This window comes from Asticcacaulis sp., from assembly GCF_035497195.1.
GTDB lineage: Bacteria > Pseudomonadota > Alphaproteobacteria > Caulobacterales > Caulobacteraceae > Asticcacaulis.
Genome location: NZ_DATJDZ010000019.1, coordinates 193,962 through 212,587 on the forward strand (window position 1 = coordinate 193,962; position 18,626 = coordinate 212,587).

Sequence of the window (18,626 nt, forward strand, 5' to 3'; positions counted from 1 at the left end):
CTTATAAAAAGGTGTCTGTAATAGGGCGCAAGGAAAACCTCCCGGCACGGGCGCAGGGCCGCGTACCGGGCGTCAAATTCGTATGGTGTAAGGCCCTGACATCAACATGGCTCTGGCTTTAACAGAGCGTCCCAATGTTGCCTAGCGGTATGTTGCTTTTGTCCGCTTGAATGTGCCGTTGAAGCGCACGCTTTCGCCGCCGCACCGGCCCTGGTCGGTAACGGCGAGGCTGTCCCCGAAGTTCAGCATGACCACCAGGCAATCGGTCTCACGGTCTTCATGGCGATCTTCGGCGGCTTCGTCATAGACCAGTACCGGGCCGCTGAAAGCCGTGGTGGCGGTGAACATGCCGAGATGCGTATCGGTGCCGCCTAGGGTATCGAAACTATAGGCAGAGTAGCCGGTCAGGCCGACGCTTTGCGGCGTCACGACCTCGCGTTTGGCGGGATCATAGCTCAGGAGCGCGTAGATCGATTCCGGCTCCGGATGGGCCTGCTGCGCCTGATACCTGCCGGCGAAGGCCGCCACGCTCATGATGGTGATATCGGCCTTGGTGCGGTTTTCATCCGCGTGCCAGACCCCTTGCCAGTTGGCGAAAGCGGAGGGCTTGGCCTTTTTGGTATTGATGCGAACCTTGTCGATCCAGCCGGAGCGCAAGGCGTCGCCCTGCTGAAAAACAACGCAGGCGGAAGTACCGCGCGTGAAGGCGACGGCAATCGACTGGTTTTTGGCGATCATATCAGTGGCGGGACCGGCGCACATCGTTGGTTCAAGCCCGACGCACGGCGCCCCGGCTTCAAACAGCGCCGCCGGTTTGAAGGGCGCGGCCTTCGATATCTTGCCGATGGTGAAGTTCAGGCCAGGCGTTTCAAAGCGGTGGAGGTCGGAGAAATCGCAGTCATTATAGCCGCTCATGGCGCTGGCGGCTGAAGACAGGGCCGTGAAGCCCAGGACAGAGCAGCCGTATATAACACGCTTGATGATCCGCATCCGATATCCCCCACCAGACATTGGTTAATGAAGGTTAACGCAAAAGCTGTCAGAGTCAAAATATGCGGTTAAAGCCTGCTGGCAGTTTCTGGCGTCGCCGCGGCATAGAGTATGGGAAACAGGAGGTTGAATTGAGCAAGATCGATCTGAAAGTGGCCTATAAGCCGCTTTATAGCGCGTCAGTTAAGGAATTTACCCTGGTCGAGGTGCCGCCGCTGCAATACCTGATGTTCGACGGCAAGGGCGACCCGAATACTGCGCCGGAATACCAGCAGGCCATCGAGGCGCTCTATTCGCTGTCATATACCCTGAAATTCATGAGCAAGCGGGCGTTTGACCGTGATTATGTCGTAGGCCCACTCGAAGGCCTGTGGTGGGCGAACGACATGAAGACCTTCGCCACGCGCGAAAAGTCGAAATGGTCATGGACCATGATGATCCTGCAACCGGACTGGATCGAGAAGGGGCATCTGTGCGCTGCCCTCAGCGAAGTGGTGATGAAGAAGGGCTTTCCGGGACTGGAAAAGGTGCGGCTGGAACGGCTGGAGGAAGGCTTGAGCGCGCAGATCCTGCATGTCGGGCCGTTCGATGACGAGGGGCCGACCTTGAAACGCCTGCATGAGGTGTGGTTGCCGGCCAATGGTTTGGTTGAGACCGGCAAGCATCATGAAATCTATCTCAGTGATGCGCGCAAAACCGACCCTTTGAAACTGCGAACCATCCTGCGCCAGCCGGTCAGGCGAATTTAGGGGTCCGCAGATAAACCTTAATCTACCCAGTCTTTCCGGATTGTTTTCGAGGCCAGGAAGAGCAGAGCCGCGGCCACCAGATAGAAGCCGAGACCGATGACGAAGGCCCATTTGATCGACTCCGCGCCATATTCCGGCTTGAGCAGGTCCGACACCTTGCCGAAAAAGTAAGGCCCGGCGCTCAGGCCGATCAGGTTGGTGATCAGCAGGAACAGCGCCGCCATCAGGGCGCGCGACGACGCCGGCGCCAGGTGCTGAACCGCCGTCACCAAAGGGCCGAACCACATCAGGCCGAGCGCCTGTGGTATCAGGATGAGGAAAAACGCTGCATGAGGCGTCTTGGCCATGACGCACAGGGCGTAGAGCGGCGCGGAGAGCACAAAGGCGATGGCGGGGATCAGCGGATAGGCGCCCTTGCGGTCAGGGCCGAGTTTATCAGCCAGGAAGCCGCCGCCGAGGATGCCGATAATCCCGCTGATCAGGAAAGCGCCGGCAAACAGCTGCGAGCGGCTGACGATATCCATATGCAGCGAGCGCGCCAGGAAGGTCGGGAACCAGTAGAGAAAGCCGTAGCCGACCAGAGAGGCGAATGACGCGCCAAAGGATATCAGCCAGAAGCTCGGCTTGCCGGCCGCCAGTTTCACCACGCCTGCCAGGCTGAGGTGATCGGCGCGCGGGGCGTCGAACTGGCCGCGCACCGGGTCTTTCACCAACAGACGCAGGGCCGGCGCCAGCAAAACCCCGATGCCGCCGATGACAATAAACGCCCAGCGCCAGTTGACCGCCGCCGCCATCAGACCGCCGAAAAGGATGCCGGCGGCGCTGCCTATGGGGATGGCCAGAGAATAGACCGACAGGGCGCGGGCGCGCTGCTTGGGCGGGTACATGTCGGAGATCAGGCTGTAGGCCGGCGGGGCGCCGCCGGCTTCGCCGACCCCAACGCCCATACGCGCCAGGAATAGCTGTGGAAACGAAACCGCCAACCCGCACACCGCAGTGAATCCCGACCAGATGGCCAGAGAAGCCGTCATGATCCAGACGCGCGAATAACGGTCCGCCAACCAGGCGACGGGTATGGCCAGCACGCTGTAGAGCAGGCCGAAAGCCAGTCCGCCCATCCAGCCGAGTTGCGCGTCATTGAGGTGCAGTTCGGCGGCGATCGGTTCTTTGAGGATGCTCAATATCTGCCGGTCGAGGAAGTTCAGCGCGTAGACCACGATCAGCAAAAACAGCGTGAACGAGCGGCCTTTTGCAGGCGTAGTATCCGGTGACATATGCCGTCTCCCCATATTCGCTGCCTTCATAGGCGCTTCATCTGAGTCCAACAAATGAAAAGCCGGGCGTTCATTGAGTTGTCGCGTAAAGAGAGTTAAAACCGGAGCTTCACTTCATCAAAAAGGAGAGTTTCGCATGATCCGTACCGCACAGGCCCATTGGGCCGGCAATGGCCAGCAGGGCGAAGGCACGCTGACGACGCAGAGCCATGTGCTGAACAGCCAGCCCTACAGCTTCAAACTCCGATTTGAAAACGCCGATGGCCAGGCCGGCACCAATCCGGAAGAACTGATCGCCGCGGCCCATTCCGGCTGTTTTTCCATGGCCCTGGCTTTTGCCCTGGCAGCAGGTGGTTTCACAGCCGACAGCATCGACACCGAGGCCTCGGTGAAGCTCGATCCGGCCGAAGGCGGCTTCGCCATCACGGCAATTACGCTCAAGCTGACGGCGAAAATTCCGGGTATTTCGCAAGAGCAGTTCGACGCCATCGCCGCCGGCGCCAAGGCCAATTGCCCGGTCTCCAAGGCGCTGTCCTCGGTGCCGATCACACTGGATGCGACCCTGGTTTAACTGCCGATTATCGGTACTTCGCAGGTCGCCGATTTGAGACGCCCGGTAAAGAGACGGAAATCCGTCTTCTTGCCGGACTTTTTCAATCTGGATACCGTGCCGACCTCGCTCAGATCAGTGAAGCACGTATCAAGCGTCGGGACATATTTGGCGGATAGCACGATCAGGGCGCGGTCATTCGGCGCGGGCTGCGGCCAGGCGTAGCGCTCCCGTTCTGCCATGCCGATGACGGTTGCTGTCGGTATATGCAGGCTGAGTTCGCCCTGGGTATTGTAGTCGGTGGTGGCGATCCAGCTTGCACCGGTCTCGGTCTGCTTCGCCTGGATATCATGGGCGAGCTTCTCCCAGCCCTGACCGAGGCCGGCCGTACCACTTTTCTGGGGCAGGGCGCTGCCCAGCGTCATGACTAAGAGCACCAGGGCGCTCAGGCCAATTCCCAAAGGCGCCGCCCATTTGCGCGCCCAGCCAAACTTGCCGCCTTCCGCACCGACTGCCGCCAGCAGGATCAGGCCGGGATAGACCGGCGCGGGCCAGTTGCCCTGGATGCGGTCATGGAACACATGCGCCAGCATATAGGCCATCAGCGGCAGAGGCAGGGCGATGAGCAAGGCAAGGCTTGAGTTATTGCGCGTCCGCCGCCAGGCGAAGACACCCAGCACCACGAAGATAAAGATCAGAGGATTGAGCAGCAGGGGCTGCGAAATCAGGAATTCCAACAGGTATTTCGCGGTGAAATGCGCCCCTTCTATGCGGCCGAACTGCTTGGCGAAGGTGATCCAGCCGTGCTGCGCGTTCCAGATCAGGTTTGGCGCCATTGCCGCCAGAGCCACCGCGCCGCCAAGCCACGGCCACGGTGTCAGCAGCCATTTGCGCGCCGGTTTATCGAGCACGAACCACGCCAGCACGCCCAGGCCAAGGAACAGGTTGGTGTATTTGGCTTCGAAACCAAGGCCAGCGAACAGGCCGAACACCAGCCACCATTGGCCTTTTCCGGTGGCCTGTACTTTCGCCAAGGCCCACAGCCCGCAAGCCCACATCAGTACCGATGGCGGGTCCGGTGTGGCGATCACGGAACCGACGCTCAAAAGCAGGCAGGCGTTTAGCCATAAGAGCGCGCGGCGGGCGACGGTCTCGCTGAAAAGCGTCTTGCCAGTATCGTAGATCAGCCAGCTTAAACCTGCGAAACTCAGCACAAACGGCAGCCGCAGAAACAGAGCGGATATGTCCGGCAGACCTGGAATGGCCGCGATCCACCAGGCCACCATCGGCGGATGATCATAATAGCCGAACGCCGGATGCTGTGCCCACAGCCAGTAATAGGTCTCGTCCGGCACCAGCCCGGCGCACCCCGCCGCGATCAGCCGCAGGATCATCAGTCCGGCAAGCAGCGGCAGGTAGGGGATTGTGCGAAGGCGGGCGATCAGTGTCATCCGCCCTTATTGGCCGGTTTTGCGGTTTCAGACAAGTTTCATGACGGCCGGCCCGCCAAGCGCCGGATCGGTCATGGATGGTTGGCCGGTTTCTATGTGGCCGGCGAAACGATGGCTGAAACCCTCGCCGGAGACGCTGATATCGTACCATTGCCCGCTGGCGGCGAGATCAAACGACAGGCTGTGCGGCTGGCCGGCAGTCAGGGTGAGGGCCTGTTCTGACTGGCCATAGGCTTCGTCGCGAATGCTCAGAACCAGCGGGGTATCGCTCGTCAGTGTCAGGCGGTTGCCGCGCCATTGTGCAGGCATCGGCAGACTGACCTTACCACTGAACCGGCGATGGAAGCCATTCGGGGCGTAAAGCCAGAGGTCATAGGCATCACCGGCCGGAATAAGCGTTGTCAGTTGCCCGCCGGCCTTGACCGTATAACGGCGAGGGGGCGACGCAAGCGCCAGCCGGTCATAGATATGGAAGACAACCGCCGTTTGCGGACTGTCATTGGCCAGGTCAAGAACGACATAGCCGGGTTTGGTCGTGGCGTTGGCTTCCAAAGCATAGGGCAGGGGCCTTGACGGGCGCTGACCCTTTTCCTGAACCGGTGCCATCAGAACCTCCGGCGTCGGCGGCGTGGCGTGGCCCAGCTTGTCGGCGCGATCGGAGGCCGTCTTTGTTTCCGGCAGAGTCTGGAAGAAGGTCTCGCTATTCGGGTTGGCGAAATCGAAGCAACTGGTCAGGTCACCGCAGACGGCGCGGCGCCACGGACTGATATTGGGTTCATGAACGCCGAAACGCGTCTCCAGGAAACGGATGACCGAGGTGTGATCGAACACCTGTGAATTGACGAAGCCGCCCTTGCTCCACGGCGATATGACATAAAGCGGGACGCGTGGGCCAAGGCCATAGGGGCGGTTTTTCCACTTCTTGTCGTTGTGGTATTCGCCGGTGGTGTCGACCTGGCTTTCGCCCAGGCCGTCCGCCGGCGGCGCGGGCGGCGGCACATGGTCGAAATAGCCGTCGTTTTCGTCGAAATTGATCAGGAAGACGGTCTTGGCCCACACCGCCGGATTGGCGGTCAGGGCGTCGAGCACGCGTGAGGTATAGTCCGCGCCCTGCGCCGGCGACGACGGGCCGGGATGTTCCGAACCGCTCTCGGTCGCCACCACCCACGACACTTGCGGCAGTTTATCGGCCAGCACATCCTCTTTCAGCTTGTCGAGGTCGCGGGTGCGCAAAGACCGCGCCGCCAGTTCGGCCAGCGGACCGGATTTTGACTTGTCGGCCATGCGGTAAAGCTTGAAGCCGGCCAGCGGGTTATCCGAGAAATTATCCTTCATATTCTGATAGATCTGCCAGCTAACCCCGGCGGCTGTCAGCCGTTCCGGATAGGTCACCCAGGTATAGCCGCCATGGCCATCGGGATCGGCGTCCAGCGTATCGTACTTGTTGGTAATGACGGGGCCGTGGTGTTCGCCGGAAGGATCATTGGTGCCGGTCCAGATAAACAGGCGGTTCGGATCGGTGCCGGCGTGCAGGGCGCAGTGATAGGCGTCGCAGAGGGTGAAGGCTTCGGCCAGGGCGAACTGGAAGGGAATGTCCTCGCGGGTAAAGTAACCCAGGCTGTGATTGTGCTTGGCGTCCGGCCAGTTGGACATGCGGCCAAGGTCCCAGGCGGCCTGCGCATCGGGGAAGGTATGCGGCGTGCCGTCGGTGCGCATGTATTTGAAATCCTGCGCCGAATTGAGCGGGAAGGGCGCGATCAGGTGTTTGGGATCTTGCTCGTCGGGCTGTGACCAGACCGTACCGTTGACGGTCGGGATCGGGAAGCGGTCGGAAAAGCCGCGTACGCCCGAAAGCGTGCCGAAATAGTGGTCGAAGGCGCGGTTTTCCTGCGTCAGGATGACGACGTGCTGGACATCCATCAGGGTGCCGGTCGGGCTGGTGGCCGGAATATCGAGCGCACGGGCAATCGAAGCGGGCAGGCCGCCAAGGGCGGCAGCCAAAGCGCCGGAGAGCAGAAGACGGCGGCGGTCGATGGTCATGATTGTTCCCCTGTGATCCAGCGTGAGTATCAGCCGCTCATGACGGTTTTATCAAGGCCCGTGATTAAGGCGTGCTAAACAGCGTGAAATCGGGCAGGACGCCGCGCCGTTTGATTTCCTCATCCGTGCCGATACGCAAGACCGAGGTATCCGAGCCGTCGAAGGCCGGCCACTGCGGCCGGCTGGCGCCGTTTGGATCGCCTGTCCTGGCGAAGTTGGTCCAGTAGGTGGCCAGCCGGTCGGCCAGTTGCCGGTCATCAGCGCCCCACACGCGCGGGTCCTGATCCAACTGATCGAAGACAAACGGTATTTCCGCGCCATGACCGGCCAGGCAACCGTAACCGCAGGGCGTGGCCGGTTCGGCCGGCGAATGAACGAAGTAGTAGAGGTAAGGCTTTTGCCTACCGTCTTTGGTCTGAAGCGAAGTCCAGTACCACATCCGCCAGCCCCACCAGTCGCTCGTCAGCTTATTAATCGAGGCATGGGCCTGCGCGTCCGTCGCGCCCGGATAGGCCGCCAGCACGGCATCGGAAGGCGCGTGGCCCAGCAGTTTTGTGATCAGCGCCTTATGATTGGCCGCCGTGAAATCGCCTGTGCCAAGGATTTCCGGCGCCAGGTCCTTGCCTTCATCGGTATTCCAGCCCACCAGAATCGGCACATTGTTTTGCCGGTGATGACGATAGGTGGTGGTCATATCCTCGCGCAGCACATGGCCGTCTACGATCACACGCGGCGCCCATTTTTGCCGGATCAGGGTATCCGCGTCCATGCGGCGCAGGTCGGTTAGATCGGCGGCACCTTGCGCTTTTAGAAAATCCGCGCCCTCGGCTTCGGCCGTCTGACGATCGAAATGCGTGTTCTCGCTGGCGTCGAGCGGCACGCTGTAATTGCCGCTTTCGGCGATGGCGCGCTGGAAAAGCCCCTTGGCCGCCGGTGAGGCGACCAGCACGGCCACCGAATTGGCGCCGGCGGATTCGCCCATAATGGTGACGCGATCCGGATCGCCACCAAAGGCGGCGATATTGGCCTTCACCCATTGCAGCGCGGCGATCTGGTCTTCGATGCCCTGATTTCCGGAAGCGTGAGCTGGCGATTCCGCGCTGAGTTCCGGCGTGGCGAGAAAGCCGAAAATGCCGAGACGGTAATTGATCGTAACGACGATGACGCCGCGTTTGCTTAAATTTGTGCCATCATAAAGCGGCTGCGCGCCGGTGCCGCCGAAATAACCGCCGCCATGTATCCACACGATGACCGGCAGCTTTTCGGTCGTTTCGGGCGCCCAGATATTGAGATAGAGGCAGTCCTCGCTCTGCGGATTGGTGATCCACGCGGCTGTCTGGCGGCACACCGGCGAGAAGGCGCGGGTCTCTTTCACCCCGGTCCACGGCACGACCGGTTGCGGCGGCCGCCAGCGCAAATCCCCCACCGGTGGGGCGGCAAAGGGCACACCAAGGAAGGTGCGCACCTCGCCATTATCCGCGCCTGATATCTGCCCGCCGGTCACCGAAACCGGCGGCGTGGGCTGGGCATATGCAGGGGCCGCCAGCAGCGCGAGACCAAGACCGATCAGGCTACTCAGGACTCGCATGGCTTTTCCCCCGTCTTGTTATTTGCCGACGATCTGCACCAGTTGCGGCGCGGCCTTGGCGAAGGCCTTGTCGCTGCCGGTCGCCGTCAGGCTCTGTGTGGCGTCGTTCCAGTGCAGGGTGGTGGTTACCGTGCCCTTGCCCTTTTCATAGTCGTAGCTCACGCCGTCGTCATCATAAAGGGTAAAGTCGCCGTCCTTGCCCGGATAGACCTTGAGCGCGGTGATCGTCTGCTTCGTCGCCGTGGACTGGATATCAGACCCCACCGGCACGATCGAGCCGGCCTTGACGAACACCGGAATCTGGTTGATCGGCGCGGCCACCTTGACCCACTGTCCGCCGGTCAGTTTTTCATTGGTCCAGTAATTGTACCAGTCGGCGCCGGCCGGCAGGTAGACGTCCTTTTCCGTCTGGCCCTGCTTTGTCACAGGCGCCACCAGGAAGGCCGGTCCGAACATATATTGCGTGCCGATGTCGGCGACGTTCGGATCATTGGGGAAGTCCATCCACAGGGCGCGCATGAAGGGCGCGCCGGTGTCCCAGGTCGTCTTGGCCGAACTATAGAGATAAGGGATCAGGCGATAACGCAGACGGTCGTAATCGGCCAGGATCGCCTCAGCCTCTTTCCCGAACGCCCAGATCTCGGTGTGCTTCTTGTCGCCATGCAGGCGCAGGGTCGGCAGGAAGGTGCCGTACTGGAACCAGCGGGTGAACAGTTCGGGATAGTCGTTATTTTGGCCCACGGTTTCGCGCGCGTCCGACGGATCGAGCAGGGGCGTGCCGGTGAAACTGGTGGTCTGCGGCAGCCATTGCCAGCCGCCGATATCGTTACCCCAGTAGGCGATGCCCGATGCCGTCATGTTCAGGCCGGTCGGAATCTGGCGTTGCAGCGCTTCCCAGGTGGGGTTGATGTCCGACGACCAGAACAGGGCGCCGGTGCGCTGTGAACCGAGGTAAGCGGCGCGCGACAGGATCAGCACGCGTTTGTTCGGCTTCCACTCGCGCATCCCTTCGGCCACACCTTCGACATGCAACAGCGGGAAGACGTTATGATAACGGTCGCCGGAGCCGATCGAGAAGAAGTTGCCATCCGGCACCAGGTCCGGTTCGGTCTCGTCGAGCCACGGATAATCGAAGCCGTGCGACAGGATGTTGTCGCGGGCGTGTTCCCAGAACCACTTGCGCGCTTCCGGGTTGGTGGCGTCGATCAGGCCGCCGGTGCGATCGGAACGGAAGGGCAGGCCATCGACCGTTTTGCCGTCCTTATCCTTGAGCAGGAAGCCCTTGTGGTCCAGTTCGTTGAAATAACGGCTGGCGGTTTCGTAGCGCGGCCAGATCGAGACGATCGACTGCATTCCCATGTCATGCAGTTGCTTGTTCATGGCGTCCGGATCGGGGAATTCAGCCGGATTAATGTCCATCTGGCCCATGCGGGTCCAGTAGAACCAGTCGAGCACCATGACATCGAGCGGATACTTCTTGTCGCGGTAGGTGGTGGCGACGCGCAGGATTTCCGCCTGGCTGTCATAGCGCGCCTTGGACTGGATCAGGCCAAAAGCCGACTTGGGCGGGATCGGTGTCTTGCCGGTCAGGCGGGCATAGCCCGCGTAAATCTCTTCCGGTGTGGAACCGGTAATGACAAAGAACGACACCCGTTCGCCGACCTTGGACTGGAAGCCGAGCTTGCCATTGACGCCGCCGACAAAACGCGTGGCCGACGGGTTATCCCACACAATGCCATAGCCTTTGGAAGACACCATGAAGGGGACGCACACCTGCTCGCCGGCCGGGGCGTCATACCAATGGGCGCAATCGATGACGCGGCCGCGCAGATCGAGGCCAGACAACGATTCCTGATTCTGGCCCATGCCGTAATAGTGCTCGCCGTCTGGTGCGGCAAAGGCGGCGCCTACCTGATAGGTGTCTTCGCCATTGACGGTGTGCGGCGACATTTCCCAGCTATTCATCGTCAGGACGGTTTCGCCCCTGGCGTTCTGGATTTGCAGCCCGACCGGCGCCAGAGACGGTGCAAAATACTTCTCACCCTGGGTGGGGACACGCGGCGCCGGCGCGGCATTGACATGCAGGGTCAGGGCGTTTGACGCAAACGTATTGCCGTTGCTGTCGCTGGTCTGTTTGAAGGCAGCGTTATCGGCATGGTCGGCCAGAATGCCGTAGCCGGGTGCTTTCAGCACTTCTGCCTTGTCGGCGGCGATGGTGACATGGACGATGTTCGGACCATAGGCCTCAACTGATACCCAGGCGCCATTGCGGTCGAGTGTGGAAATAGGTGCGGCCGTCACGGCCGTCGCCAGGGCCAGAATGGACGCAACCCCGGTTAGGGCGGCTTTTAAAACATGACGCATGGTCTTCTCCCAGATGCCTGAACGTCTTTGACAACGTTATCATTGAAGCCACGGCTAAGCCGTGCCCCCTGCCGCGTCAAGTCTAATAATCATACAAAACGCCGACTTTGAAAAATGGAGCGGCCAAGTTTTCACCGGCTAAACGGACGCCCTTAGACTCATGGCTTTAGTGTGAGGGGAAAATGTTCAATCGCCAGATATTTTTCGACCGTGTGCAGTCATCGCTGTTTGCCGGAAAGCTGCTGACCGGGCGCGTGGCGGGGCTCACTCATCTGCTCGATGCCTGGGAGGCGCGCCATGTCGGCCAGGATGTCCGCTGGCTGGCCTACGCCCTGGCCACGGCCTACCACGAAACCGGCTTCACCATGCAACCGGTGACGGAGCAGGGCGGGGTGGTCTATCTGACCTATATGTATGACCCGCAGAGTGCCAATCCAAAGCGTGCGGCGCTGGCCAGGGCGAATGGCAATATCCATCCTGGCGATGGGGTGAAATACTGTGGGCGCGGCTACGTGCAACTGACCTGGGCCAATAACTACCGGCGGATCGGTGACCTGATCGGCGTCGATCTGCTCAACGACCCGGAACGCGCGCTGGAACCGGAGATCGCCGCGCGTATCCTCTATGAAGGCATGATCGGTGGCTGGTTCAGCGGCGTCGGGCTGGCGCGCTATATCAACGCCAAAACAACCGACTGGAAAAACGCCTGCCGTATCATCAACAGCCTCGATTGCGCGGACAGGATCGCCGGCTATGCGAGGGCGTTTTACGAGGCTCTGACATAATAAAGCCCGGTCAGCGCAAACTGACCGGGCTTTATTTCTTTAAGGCGGAAAGCTTTTACGCGGTGCGCAGGCGGCCGACAAAGGCCATGACCTCGTGCTGGAGATCTTCCGAGCGATTTTCCAAATCCGACGACAGGCCAAGCAGCGACTGCGCCGCTTCGCCGGTCTGAGTGGCCGCATCGCCGACGCCCGCCATATGGCCGGTGACTTCGCGGGTGCCATCAGCCGCGCGGTTGGTGTTGCTGGCGATTTCCTGCGTGGCGTAGCCCTGCTGCTCGACCGAGGCGGCGATGGCCGTGGTCAGGCCGCCGATCTGCTCGATGGTGCGCACAATGGTGTCGATGCTGGAGACCGTGATTGACGTCGCCGACTGGATTTCGCCGATCTTGCTGCGGATTTCGTCGGTGGCCTTGGCGGTCTGCTGGGCCAGTTGCTTGACCTCGGAGGCGACGACCGCGAAGCCCTTGCCGGCCTCACCGGCGCGCGCCGATTCGATGGTGGCGTTAAGCGCCAGCAGATTGGTCTGGGCGGCGATGGCCTGGATCAGGTTGATGACCTCACCGATCTGCTCGGCGGCGGTGCTCAGCGTGGCGATGGCCGCTTCGGTCTTGGCCGCTTCATCAACGGCCAGTTGCGTCACCTGCGAGGTGCGGGTGACCTGTTCGTTGATCTCGTTGACGCTGGCCGAAAGCTCCTCAGTGGCGGCGGCCACGTTCTGCACATTGTTGGCGGCGTCGACGGCGGCAATATTGACCGATTGCACGCGGGCCGAGGCGTCGTCGGCGGCATGGGTCAGTGATTTGGCCGAATCGGCGACGGTGCGCGACGAGGCGGCGAAGCGTCGGGCCAGTTCGCCCATGCTGGTTTCAAATTCCGAGGCGATGCGGTTGCGTTCGTCGCGCATGTTCTCGGCGATGCGCATTTCTTCTTCCTGCTGGTGCGCCTTGAGGGTTTCGCCCTCGGCGGCACGGTCACGCAGGGTGCGAATCGAGCGCCACAGCGAGGAAATCTCATCCTTGCCCTTGGCTTCCGGCACGGCGGTATCATAGGCGCCTTCGGAAATGCGCATGACGCTTTCAGTGACGTGGTGCAGCGGGCGTGAGATCGACTTGATGGCGACCCACAAGGAGGCGCCGATCAGCAACAGGGTGCCCGTGGCGGCCATCAGCAGGAACTGCCAGACGCGCGTATGCTGATACTTGGCCATGTCGGACTTCGAGGTTTCGAGATTACCCTTGATCGTCTTGACCATGGCGTCGATCGAGGCCTGAAAGGCCTTGCGGTTTTCGCGGTTGGTGTCGTTGTTACCGAGCGCGCTTGCATCGGCCGGCGTAGCCTCGCGGCCGAGGCGGGCCAGTTCACGGCGCAGGGTGATGAACTCGCCGGCCTTGGTTTCGACAGCGGCGAATTCCGGCAGTTCACCCGGTTTCAGGCCGGCTTTCCATTCCGTCATCAGACCGGCGATCGAATCCAGTTGCTTGTCGACGCCGTCAGCGTATTTCGAGGCTTCGGTCGTATCCTTCGACATATAGACGCCGCGCGATTCCATAACCGCGGCGGTGACCAGCCTGTTGAGATGCTCGCCGCGATAAGCGTTGTCCTGCGCCTTGTCGGCGGTCTGGAGCATGCGGTTGTAATCATTGATGGTGACCAGGCCAAGCCCGGTAATGGCCGCCGCCATGATCGCAAAACCGGCGACAAGGGCAAGGATGCGAAGTTTAATGGTCATATTTATTCCCCGGAATACGCAACTGAAACATTTCACCTTTTTACGACATTTCTGGTTAACGGAGTCTGACCGGTGCTCGCGTACCGCGTGAACTTTCTGTGAAGACGATTACTTCCCGGCGATATTTTCGCGCAATTCGGCTATGCGGACGCTTTAACAAGGCGTCATGACGTTTTTTCATGAAAAACAGTCCGTAACGCTTGAAATGATCGGCAAAGCTTCGCACAAAGGCCGCACGAAATTTAAGGAGCCTCACCATGAAAACCCGCGCCGCCGTCGCCTTTGCCGCCAATCAGCCGCTGGAGATTGTCGAGGTCGACCTGGAAGGGCCGCGTTACGGCGAAGTGCTGGTCGAGATCAAGGCCACCGGCATCTGCCACACCGACGCCTATACGCTGGAGGGCCTCGATTCCGAAGGCATCTTCCCGGTGATCCTGGGCCATGAAGGCGCCGGTGTCGTGGTCGAGGTCGGGGAGGGTGTCACCACGCTCAAGGTCGGCGATCACGTCATCCCGCTCTACACGCCGGAATGCCGCCAGTGCAAATCCTGCCTGTCGCGCAAGACCAACCTGTGCACCGCCATCCGCGCCACCCAAGGCAAGGGCCTGATGCCGGACGGCACGACGCGCTTCTCCTACAAGGGCCAGCCGATCTATCACTATATGGGCTGCTCCACCTTCGCCAACCACACCGTCCTGCCGGAGATCGCGTGTGCGAAAATCCGCGACGACGCGCCGTTCGACAAGGCCTGCTATATCGGCTGCGGCGTGACCACCGGCGTCGGCGCGGTGACCAATACCGCCCAAGTCGAACCCGGCGCCAACACCGTCGTCTTCGGTCTCGGCGGCATCGGCCTCAATGTCATCCAGGGCCTGAAAATGGTCGGCGCCGACAAGATCATCGGCGTCGATGTCAATAACAGCAAGAAAGAGTGGGGCGAGCGCTTCGGCATGACCCATTTCGTCAATCCCAAGGAAATCGACGGCGATATCGTCGCCCATCTGGTGGCCCTGACCGATGGCGGCGCGGATTACACCTTTGACTGCACCGGCAACACCACGGTCATGCGCCAGGCGCTCGAAGCCTGCCATCGCGGCTGGGGCGAGAGCATCATCATCGGCGTGGCGGAAGCCGGCAAGGAAATCTCCACCCGTCCGTTCCAGTTGGTCACTGGCCGCGTCTGGAAAGGCTCGGCCTTCGGCGGCGCCCGCGGTCGCACCGACGTGCCAAAGATCGTTGACTGGTACATGGACGGCAAGATCGAGATCGACCCGATGATCACCCACACCCTGCCGCTCGAACGCATCAACGAAGCCTTCGACCTGATGCACAAGGGCGAAAGCATCCGAAGCGTGGTGGTGTTCTAGTTTCGATCTTTATCGAAATTTACCTTTCCGTTTGCGTAAACCAAACTGAAAAAGCCGTTCGGCCGACCTTAGATGACACCCTTGCATCCATGTCGTTTCAACATCACAGGGGCTAAGGAATGTATTCGGTGGAGTTTGTTTCCCAGCATCGCGTTTATGACGGCATCCTCTATTTCATCCGGCACGATAGCGCCGCCACGCAATCGAGCATGAGCGCCAGCGTCTTCGTGCCGGACGTGGCCGAGGTGCGCACCGACGCGCCGTTCCCGACGCTCTACTGGCTGTCGGGCCTGACCTGCACCGCCAATAACTTCACCGAAAAGGCCGGCGCCTACCGCAAGGCCGCCGAACTGGGATTAATCATCGTCGCCCCCGATACCAGCCCGCGCGGCACCGCCGCCGATGATGAAGCGCACGATCTGGGGCAGGGCGCCGGCTTCTATATCGACGCCACTCAGGTGCCGTGGAAGCCGCATTTCCAGATGGAAACCTATATCACGCAGGACCTGATCGAGGTGATCGAGGCCAATTTCCCGTCCGATCCGAAGCGGCGCGGCATTTTCGGTCATTCCATGGGCGGACACGGCGCGCTGACCCTGGCGATGAACCATCCGCACCTCTACAAATCCGTCTCGGCCTTTTCACCGATTTCCTCCCCGAGCCACGCGCCGTGGGGACAAAAGGCCTTCGCCGCCTATCTCGGTAATGATCATGAGGCCTGGGAACGGCATGACGCCGCCGTCCTGATGGCGAAGGGCATGGCCGCGCCGTTCGATGATATTCTCGTCGATCAGGGCCTGAGCGATCCCTTTCTGGAAAATCAACTGATGCCGGACCTGCTCGAACAGGCCGCCGCCACCGCCGGTCAGAAGCTGACCCTGCGCTACCACGAAGGCTACGACCACAGCTATTACTTCATCCAGAGCTTTATCGACGACCACATCGCCTTCCACGCCGAACGGCTGCGGTAGCCTTCCTTCCCCTCTCCCTATGACAATGGGGAGAGGACGAGAGCCGAGCATAGTGAAGGCGATCGGGTGAGGGGCGTGTTCTTCTTTCTGCGCCAATTGCTACCGCAGGATCAAATTGATATCATGTCACCGTGATTCCTTGGTTTGCCGCGAGTTCCAGAATCATCTAGCTTCGACCGCAGGCAAAACATTTCTCAACGCCTCGGTTACAGCCGGCTCCTTGCCGTTGCGTGTAGTCCGCAGTAACCAGCTTTCGAAATGCCTAGGCAGCCATTGCTTTAAGTGGCGCGCAGCCAAAGCCATCAATCCCTTATTGTCGTATATCGCTAAAAGCGACATGAGATCATTATTCGCAATGGCATCATTGATCTTTTGCGTCGCTGCCTGCGCAATCGCAGAGACGTTAAGCTCTGCAGCTTTAGCTGTATACTCCGTTGTTAGTTCAACGACAGTGACCGCAACAGACAGGTCTATCTTCTTTAGTTGCCGATCAATGCGTCTTTTGCAATATCTCACGACAACACTCTCGATAGCCGTCTCCGAGTTTAGAGTTACAAAGATATCGCGCCTGAGTGTTTCCAACGCGGCCGTCACCTCCGCAGGATCAAGTCCACCCGTTTCGGCAATTGCCTGACTGACAGAGGGCAACAGCACAAGGTTTTCAATCTCCGAAACCGGCAAAACTGAAATTCCAAGAGTGGCCAGGTAGGTTATTTCCTCTCTATTGTAATCGTCTGCATCGACAATCCCTGAACAGGTAACCCGTGTAAGATCTGCGTTGCGCCTCATCGTGACAACTGAGTGAATTACGTCTTCGCACGAACCACGTGGAATTACCGTCCATTCCGGATAGCAACATCGATAAATTGCCAAATCGAGACTTGTGCCAGCACCCTCCACGAACAAAACAGGCTTCCGGCTGCCAAGGATTAGCGTCGTCAATTCCTCATCAAAACCTGTGGTTTCTGGAACAGTATCAATCGTCCAGCGTGGCGCAGGGTCATAATCACGAACGACAAATTTTTGAGCCGTACGTGCAGCGGCAAATTCAAGATCATGCGTAATGAAAATAAAGGCACAATCCGTGCGGGTTGCCTCCAGTTCATCCCAGAGCTTCGACATGATTGATCGATGAACGTGGAGTTCCGGCTCGTCGACGATGAACGCGGAATTTGCATCGGCGGATAACGCCTGCCCGATCAGATAGAAAATAGCACGTTCGCCGTCACTCATTTGAGACGCGCTGTATGGTTGCGCGTCAACACTCGCGCGAACCTGAATATCATCACCTGTGATTTCTAGTTGTCTGTGTGGAAGCAATTGCTTCCATATTGCGTCAAGCTGCTCAAACTTGGTCGGCTCAGCTGGTGAAAAATCCCCGGCTCTATTTTTATTATGCGTTTCTAGTGATTTGTTGGACTGTTCGGCGAACAATGCCTGCACTAGAAAATCGTAATCATTCAGAAGTTTTATTTCCTTCTTTCCTTGCCACCGATGGCCATCTCGATAGTTGATATTTGCGGCCTCATTTGCATAGCCCGTGCGTAGCCCCAAGATTGCCATGCGCTCCGAAATTTTCGCTACAGCGGGATTTAGTTCCAATGCTCGGTGAGCAGAAATGCGGTGAGCTTGAGCGCCAAGCGCAGACTCTGCATACACAGCTAAACGCGTTTTCCCTCCACCGTTGGCACCAACAAAAATCATCGCAGCGCCAACTTCTACCGAAAAAGCTTGCTGACCAATAGGTGTAGGTACTGAAAATTCAAATGCCATTTGCCGCCCCGGTTGATTTATAATTCCAGACTAACATTGCAAAGACCAGATTTGAACAGACAACCTTCGTATTATGAGTTTGAAGGTTTTGCTTGGCCAATCGCCGTAATCTATCACCCTGCCAATTTCCCGGTGCATCCTGTCCGGATGTCTCTCGATGACCGCACAGTACATGAACAATTGACCCCGGACGAGCGGCGCGAACTCTTGCGCGCCTTTGCCGACCGGATGCTGCTCAAGGTCACCGCCATGGATGATCCCGAAGACCTGCCGGGCATCGAGAAGGCCGTGCGCGTGGCCGCCGTTATCGAACGCCTTTACAGCCGCTGCGACCGTGCCGAACGCCAGACGCCGGCGCCGCGTAAGATATACGCGGAACGCGCCACCCATGAAGAAGAAGCGGTCAAGGCGCAGGTTTCCCTGGCCAGTACGCTGAAATGGGGTGATGAGCGCCGCCGCGATCTGGGGCCATGGTGGGAGGCCGCCCAAAAGGTCACCCAAAACGTCACAAAGACCGTGCCTCAGGCACCGGCCGGCCCGCAAAAACCAGCCATGCCGGAGAAAGCAACGGAAGCGCCCCTGAATAGCCCGCCGTCCTGGCAGAAAGTCACCTATACTGACCTGACCGAGGATTTCGAAGCGGCGCGGGCTGAATTAGCCCTGCAAAGACGCGCAGCGAAATCAGCGCAAGTTCCGCGCCCACCGTTTCATGATCCGCCTTGACGATCTGGCTATAGCGGGCTGATTTCAGCCAGAAACCTCTCTCTTTACTTCCCCTCTCCCCTCCCTGAGGGGAGAGGACGGGAGCCGAGCGTAGCGATGGCGACCGGGTGAGGGGCATTTTGCCGGTGGGCACAAGCCCCTCACCCGACGATCTGCGGCTTCGCCTTTCGCGTCGTCCTCTCCCCATGGTCATGGGGAGAGGGGAAGTATTAGTGTTCCGTACTGCGCCGGGCCATCACGCAGATGTCAGAAGTCTTTTGATTGCACCGCAG

General features: G+C 59.8%; 14 protein-coding genes. 6 read left to right on the plus strand and 8 right to left on the minus strand.

All coding sequences use genetic code 11. The features are described from left to right. Positions 1-141: 141 nt before the first annotated feature. Positions 142-990, minus strand: coding sequence for a hypothetical protein (locus tag VL130_RS11815; RefSeq protein WP_325363121.1), 849 nt, complete (start codon positions 988-990; stop codon positions 142-144). 131 nt (positions 991-1,121) lie between these two features. Between VL130_RS11815 and VL130_RS11820 the strand changes: the two genes are divergently transcribed. Next, positions 1,122-1,739 (plus strand): GyrI-like domain-containing protein, encoded by a 618-nt coding sequence (locus VL130_RS11820; protein ID WP_325363122.1) that lies wholly within the window; start codon positions 1,122-1,124, stop codon positions 1,737-1,739. Between the two features lie 17 nt (positions 1,740-1,756). Here VL130_RS11820 and VL130_RS11825 read toward each other — a convergent pair whose 3' ends face one another. After that, complete coding sequence (locus VL130_RS11825) at positions 1,757-3,013, minus strand: MFS transporter (RefSeq protein WP_325363123.1); 1,257 nt, start codon at positions 3,011-3,013, stop codon at positions 1,757-1,759. 136 nt (positions 3,014-3,149) lie between these two features. Between VL130_RS11825 and VL130_RS11830 the strand changes: the two genes are divergently transcribed. Beyond that, on the plus strand, positions 3,150-3,584 hold the full coding sequence (locus tag VL130_RS11830; RefSeq protein ID WP_325363124.1) for an OsmC family protein: 435 nt from the start codon (positions 3,150-3,152) through the stop codon (positions 3,582-3,584). Here the strand turns inward: VL130_RS11830 and VL130_RS11835 are convergent. The 4 genes from VL130_RS11835 to VL130_RS11850 form a co-directional block, all read right to left on the minus strand. Continuing rightward, complete coding sequence (locus VL130_RS11835) at positions 3,581-5,014, minus strand: ArnT family glycosyltransferase (protein ID WP_325363125.1); 1,434 nt, start codon at positions 5,012-5,014, stop codon at positions 3,581-3,583. The genes VL130_RS11830 and VL130_RS11835 overlap by 4 nt on opposite strands. A 27-nt stretch (positions 5,015-5,041) precedes the next feature. Further along, positions 5,042-7,054: a phosphocholine-specific phospholipase C gene (locus VL130_RS11840; protein ID WP_325363126.1), complete on the minus strand. Its 2,013-nt coding sequence runs from the start codon at positions 7,052-7,054 to the stop codon at positions 5,042-5,044. Between the two features lie 64 nt (positions 7,055-7,118). Continuing rightward, entirely contained in the window at positions 7,119-8,642 is a 1,524-nt protein-coding gene (locus tag VL130_RS11845; RefSeq protein WP_325363127.1) for a carboxylesterase/lipase family protein, read from the minus strand. An 18-nt stretch (positions 8,643-8,660) separates the two neighbouring features. Then, on the minus strand, positions 8,661-11,006 hold the full coding sequence (locus tag VL130_RS11850; protein ID WP_325363128.1) for a glycoside hydrolase family 31 protein: 2,346 nt from the start codon (positions 11,004-11,006) through the stop codon (positions 8,661-8,663). A gap of 182 nt (positions 11,007-11,188) precedes the next feature. On the opposite strand from VL130_RS11850, the gene VL130_RS11855 reads away from it, so the two are divergent. Then, positions 11,189-11,791, plus strand: coding sequence for a glycoside hydrolase family 19 protein (locus VL130_RS11855; RefSeq protein ID WP_325363129.1), 603 nt, complete (start codon positions 11,189-11,191; stop codon positions 11,789-11,791). Between the two features lie 55 nt (positions 11,792-11,846). On the opposite strand, the gene VL130_RS11860 is transcribed toward VL130_RS11855, so the two are convergent. After that, complete coding sequence (locus VL130_RS11860) at positions 11,847-13,520, minus strand: methyl-accepting chemotaxis protein (RefSeq protein ID WP_325363130.1); 1,674 nt, start codon at positions 13,518-13,520, stop codon at positions 11,847-11,849. A gap of 257 nt (positions 13,521-13,777) precedes the next feature. Here VL130_RS11860 and VL130_RS11865 point away from each other — a divergent pair, with 257 nt between their 5' ends. Both VL130_RS11865 and fghA read left to right on the plus strand, forming a co-directional pair. After that, on the plus strand, positions 13,778-14,887 hold the full coding sequence (locus VL130_RS11865) for an S-(hydroxymethyl)glutathione dehydrogenase/class III alcohol dehydrogenase (protein ID WP_325363131.1): 1,110 nt from the start codon (positions 13,778-13,780) through the stop codon (positions 14,885-14,887). Positions 14,888-15,006: 119 nt separating this feature from the next. Further along, the gene (gene fghA / locus VL130_RS11870) at positions 15,007-15,858 is read left to right on the plus strand and encodes an S-formylglutathione hydrolase (RefSeq protein WP_325363132.1); all 852 of its coding nucleotides are present in this window, start codon (positions 15,007-15,009) and stop codon (positions 15,856-15,858) included. Between the two features lie 162 nt (positions 15,859-16,020). On the opposite strand, the gene VL130_RS11875 is transcribed toward fghA, so the two are convergent. Further along, positions 16,021-17,631: an AAA family ATPase gene (locus VL130_RS11875; RefSeq protein WP_325363133.1), complete on the minus strand. Its 1,611-nt coding sequence runs from the start codon at positions 17,629-17,631 to the stop codon at positions 16,021-16,023. A 147-nt stretch (positions 17,632-17,778) separates the two neighbouring features. On the opposite strand from VL130_RS11875, the gene VL130_RS11880 reads away from it, so the two are divergent. Beyond that, complete coding sequence (locus tag VL130_RS11880; RefSeq protein WP_325363134.1) at positions 17,779-18,354, plus strand: hypothetical protein; 576 nt, start codon at positions 17,779-17,781, stop codon at positions 18,352-18,354. The last annotated feature ends 272 nt before the right edge of the window (positions 18,355-18,626 follow it).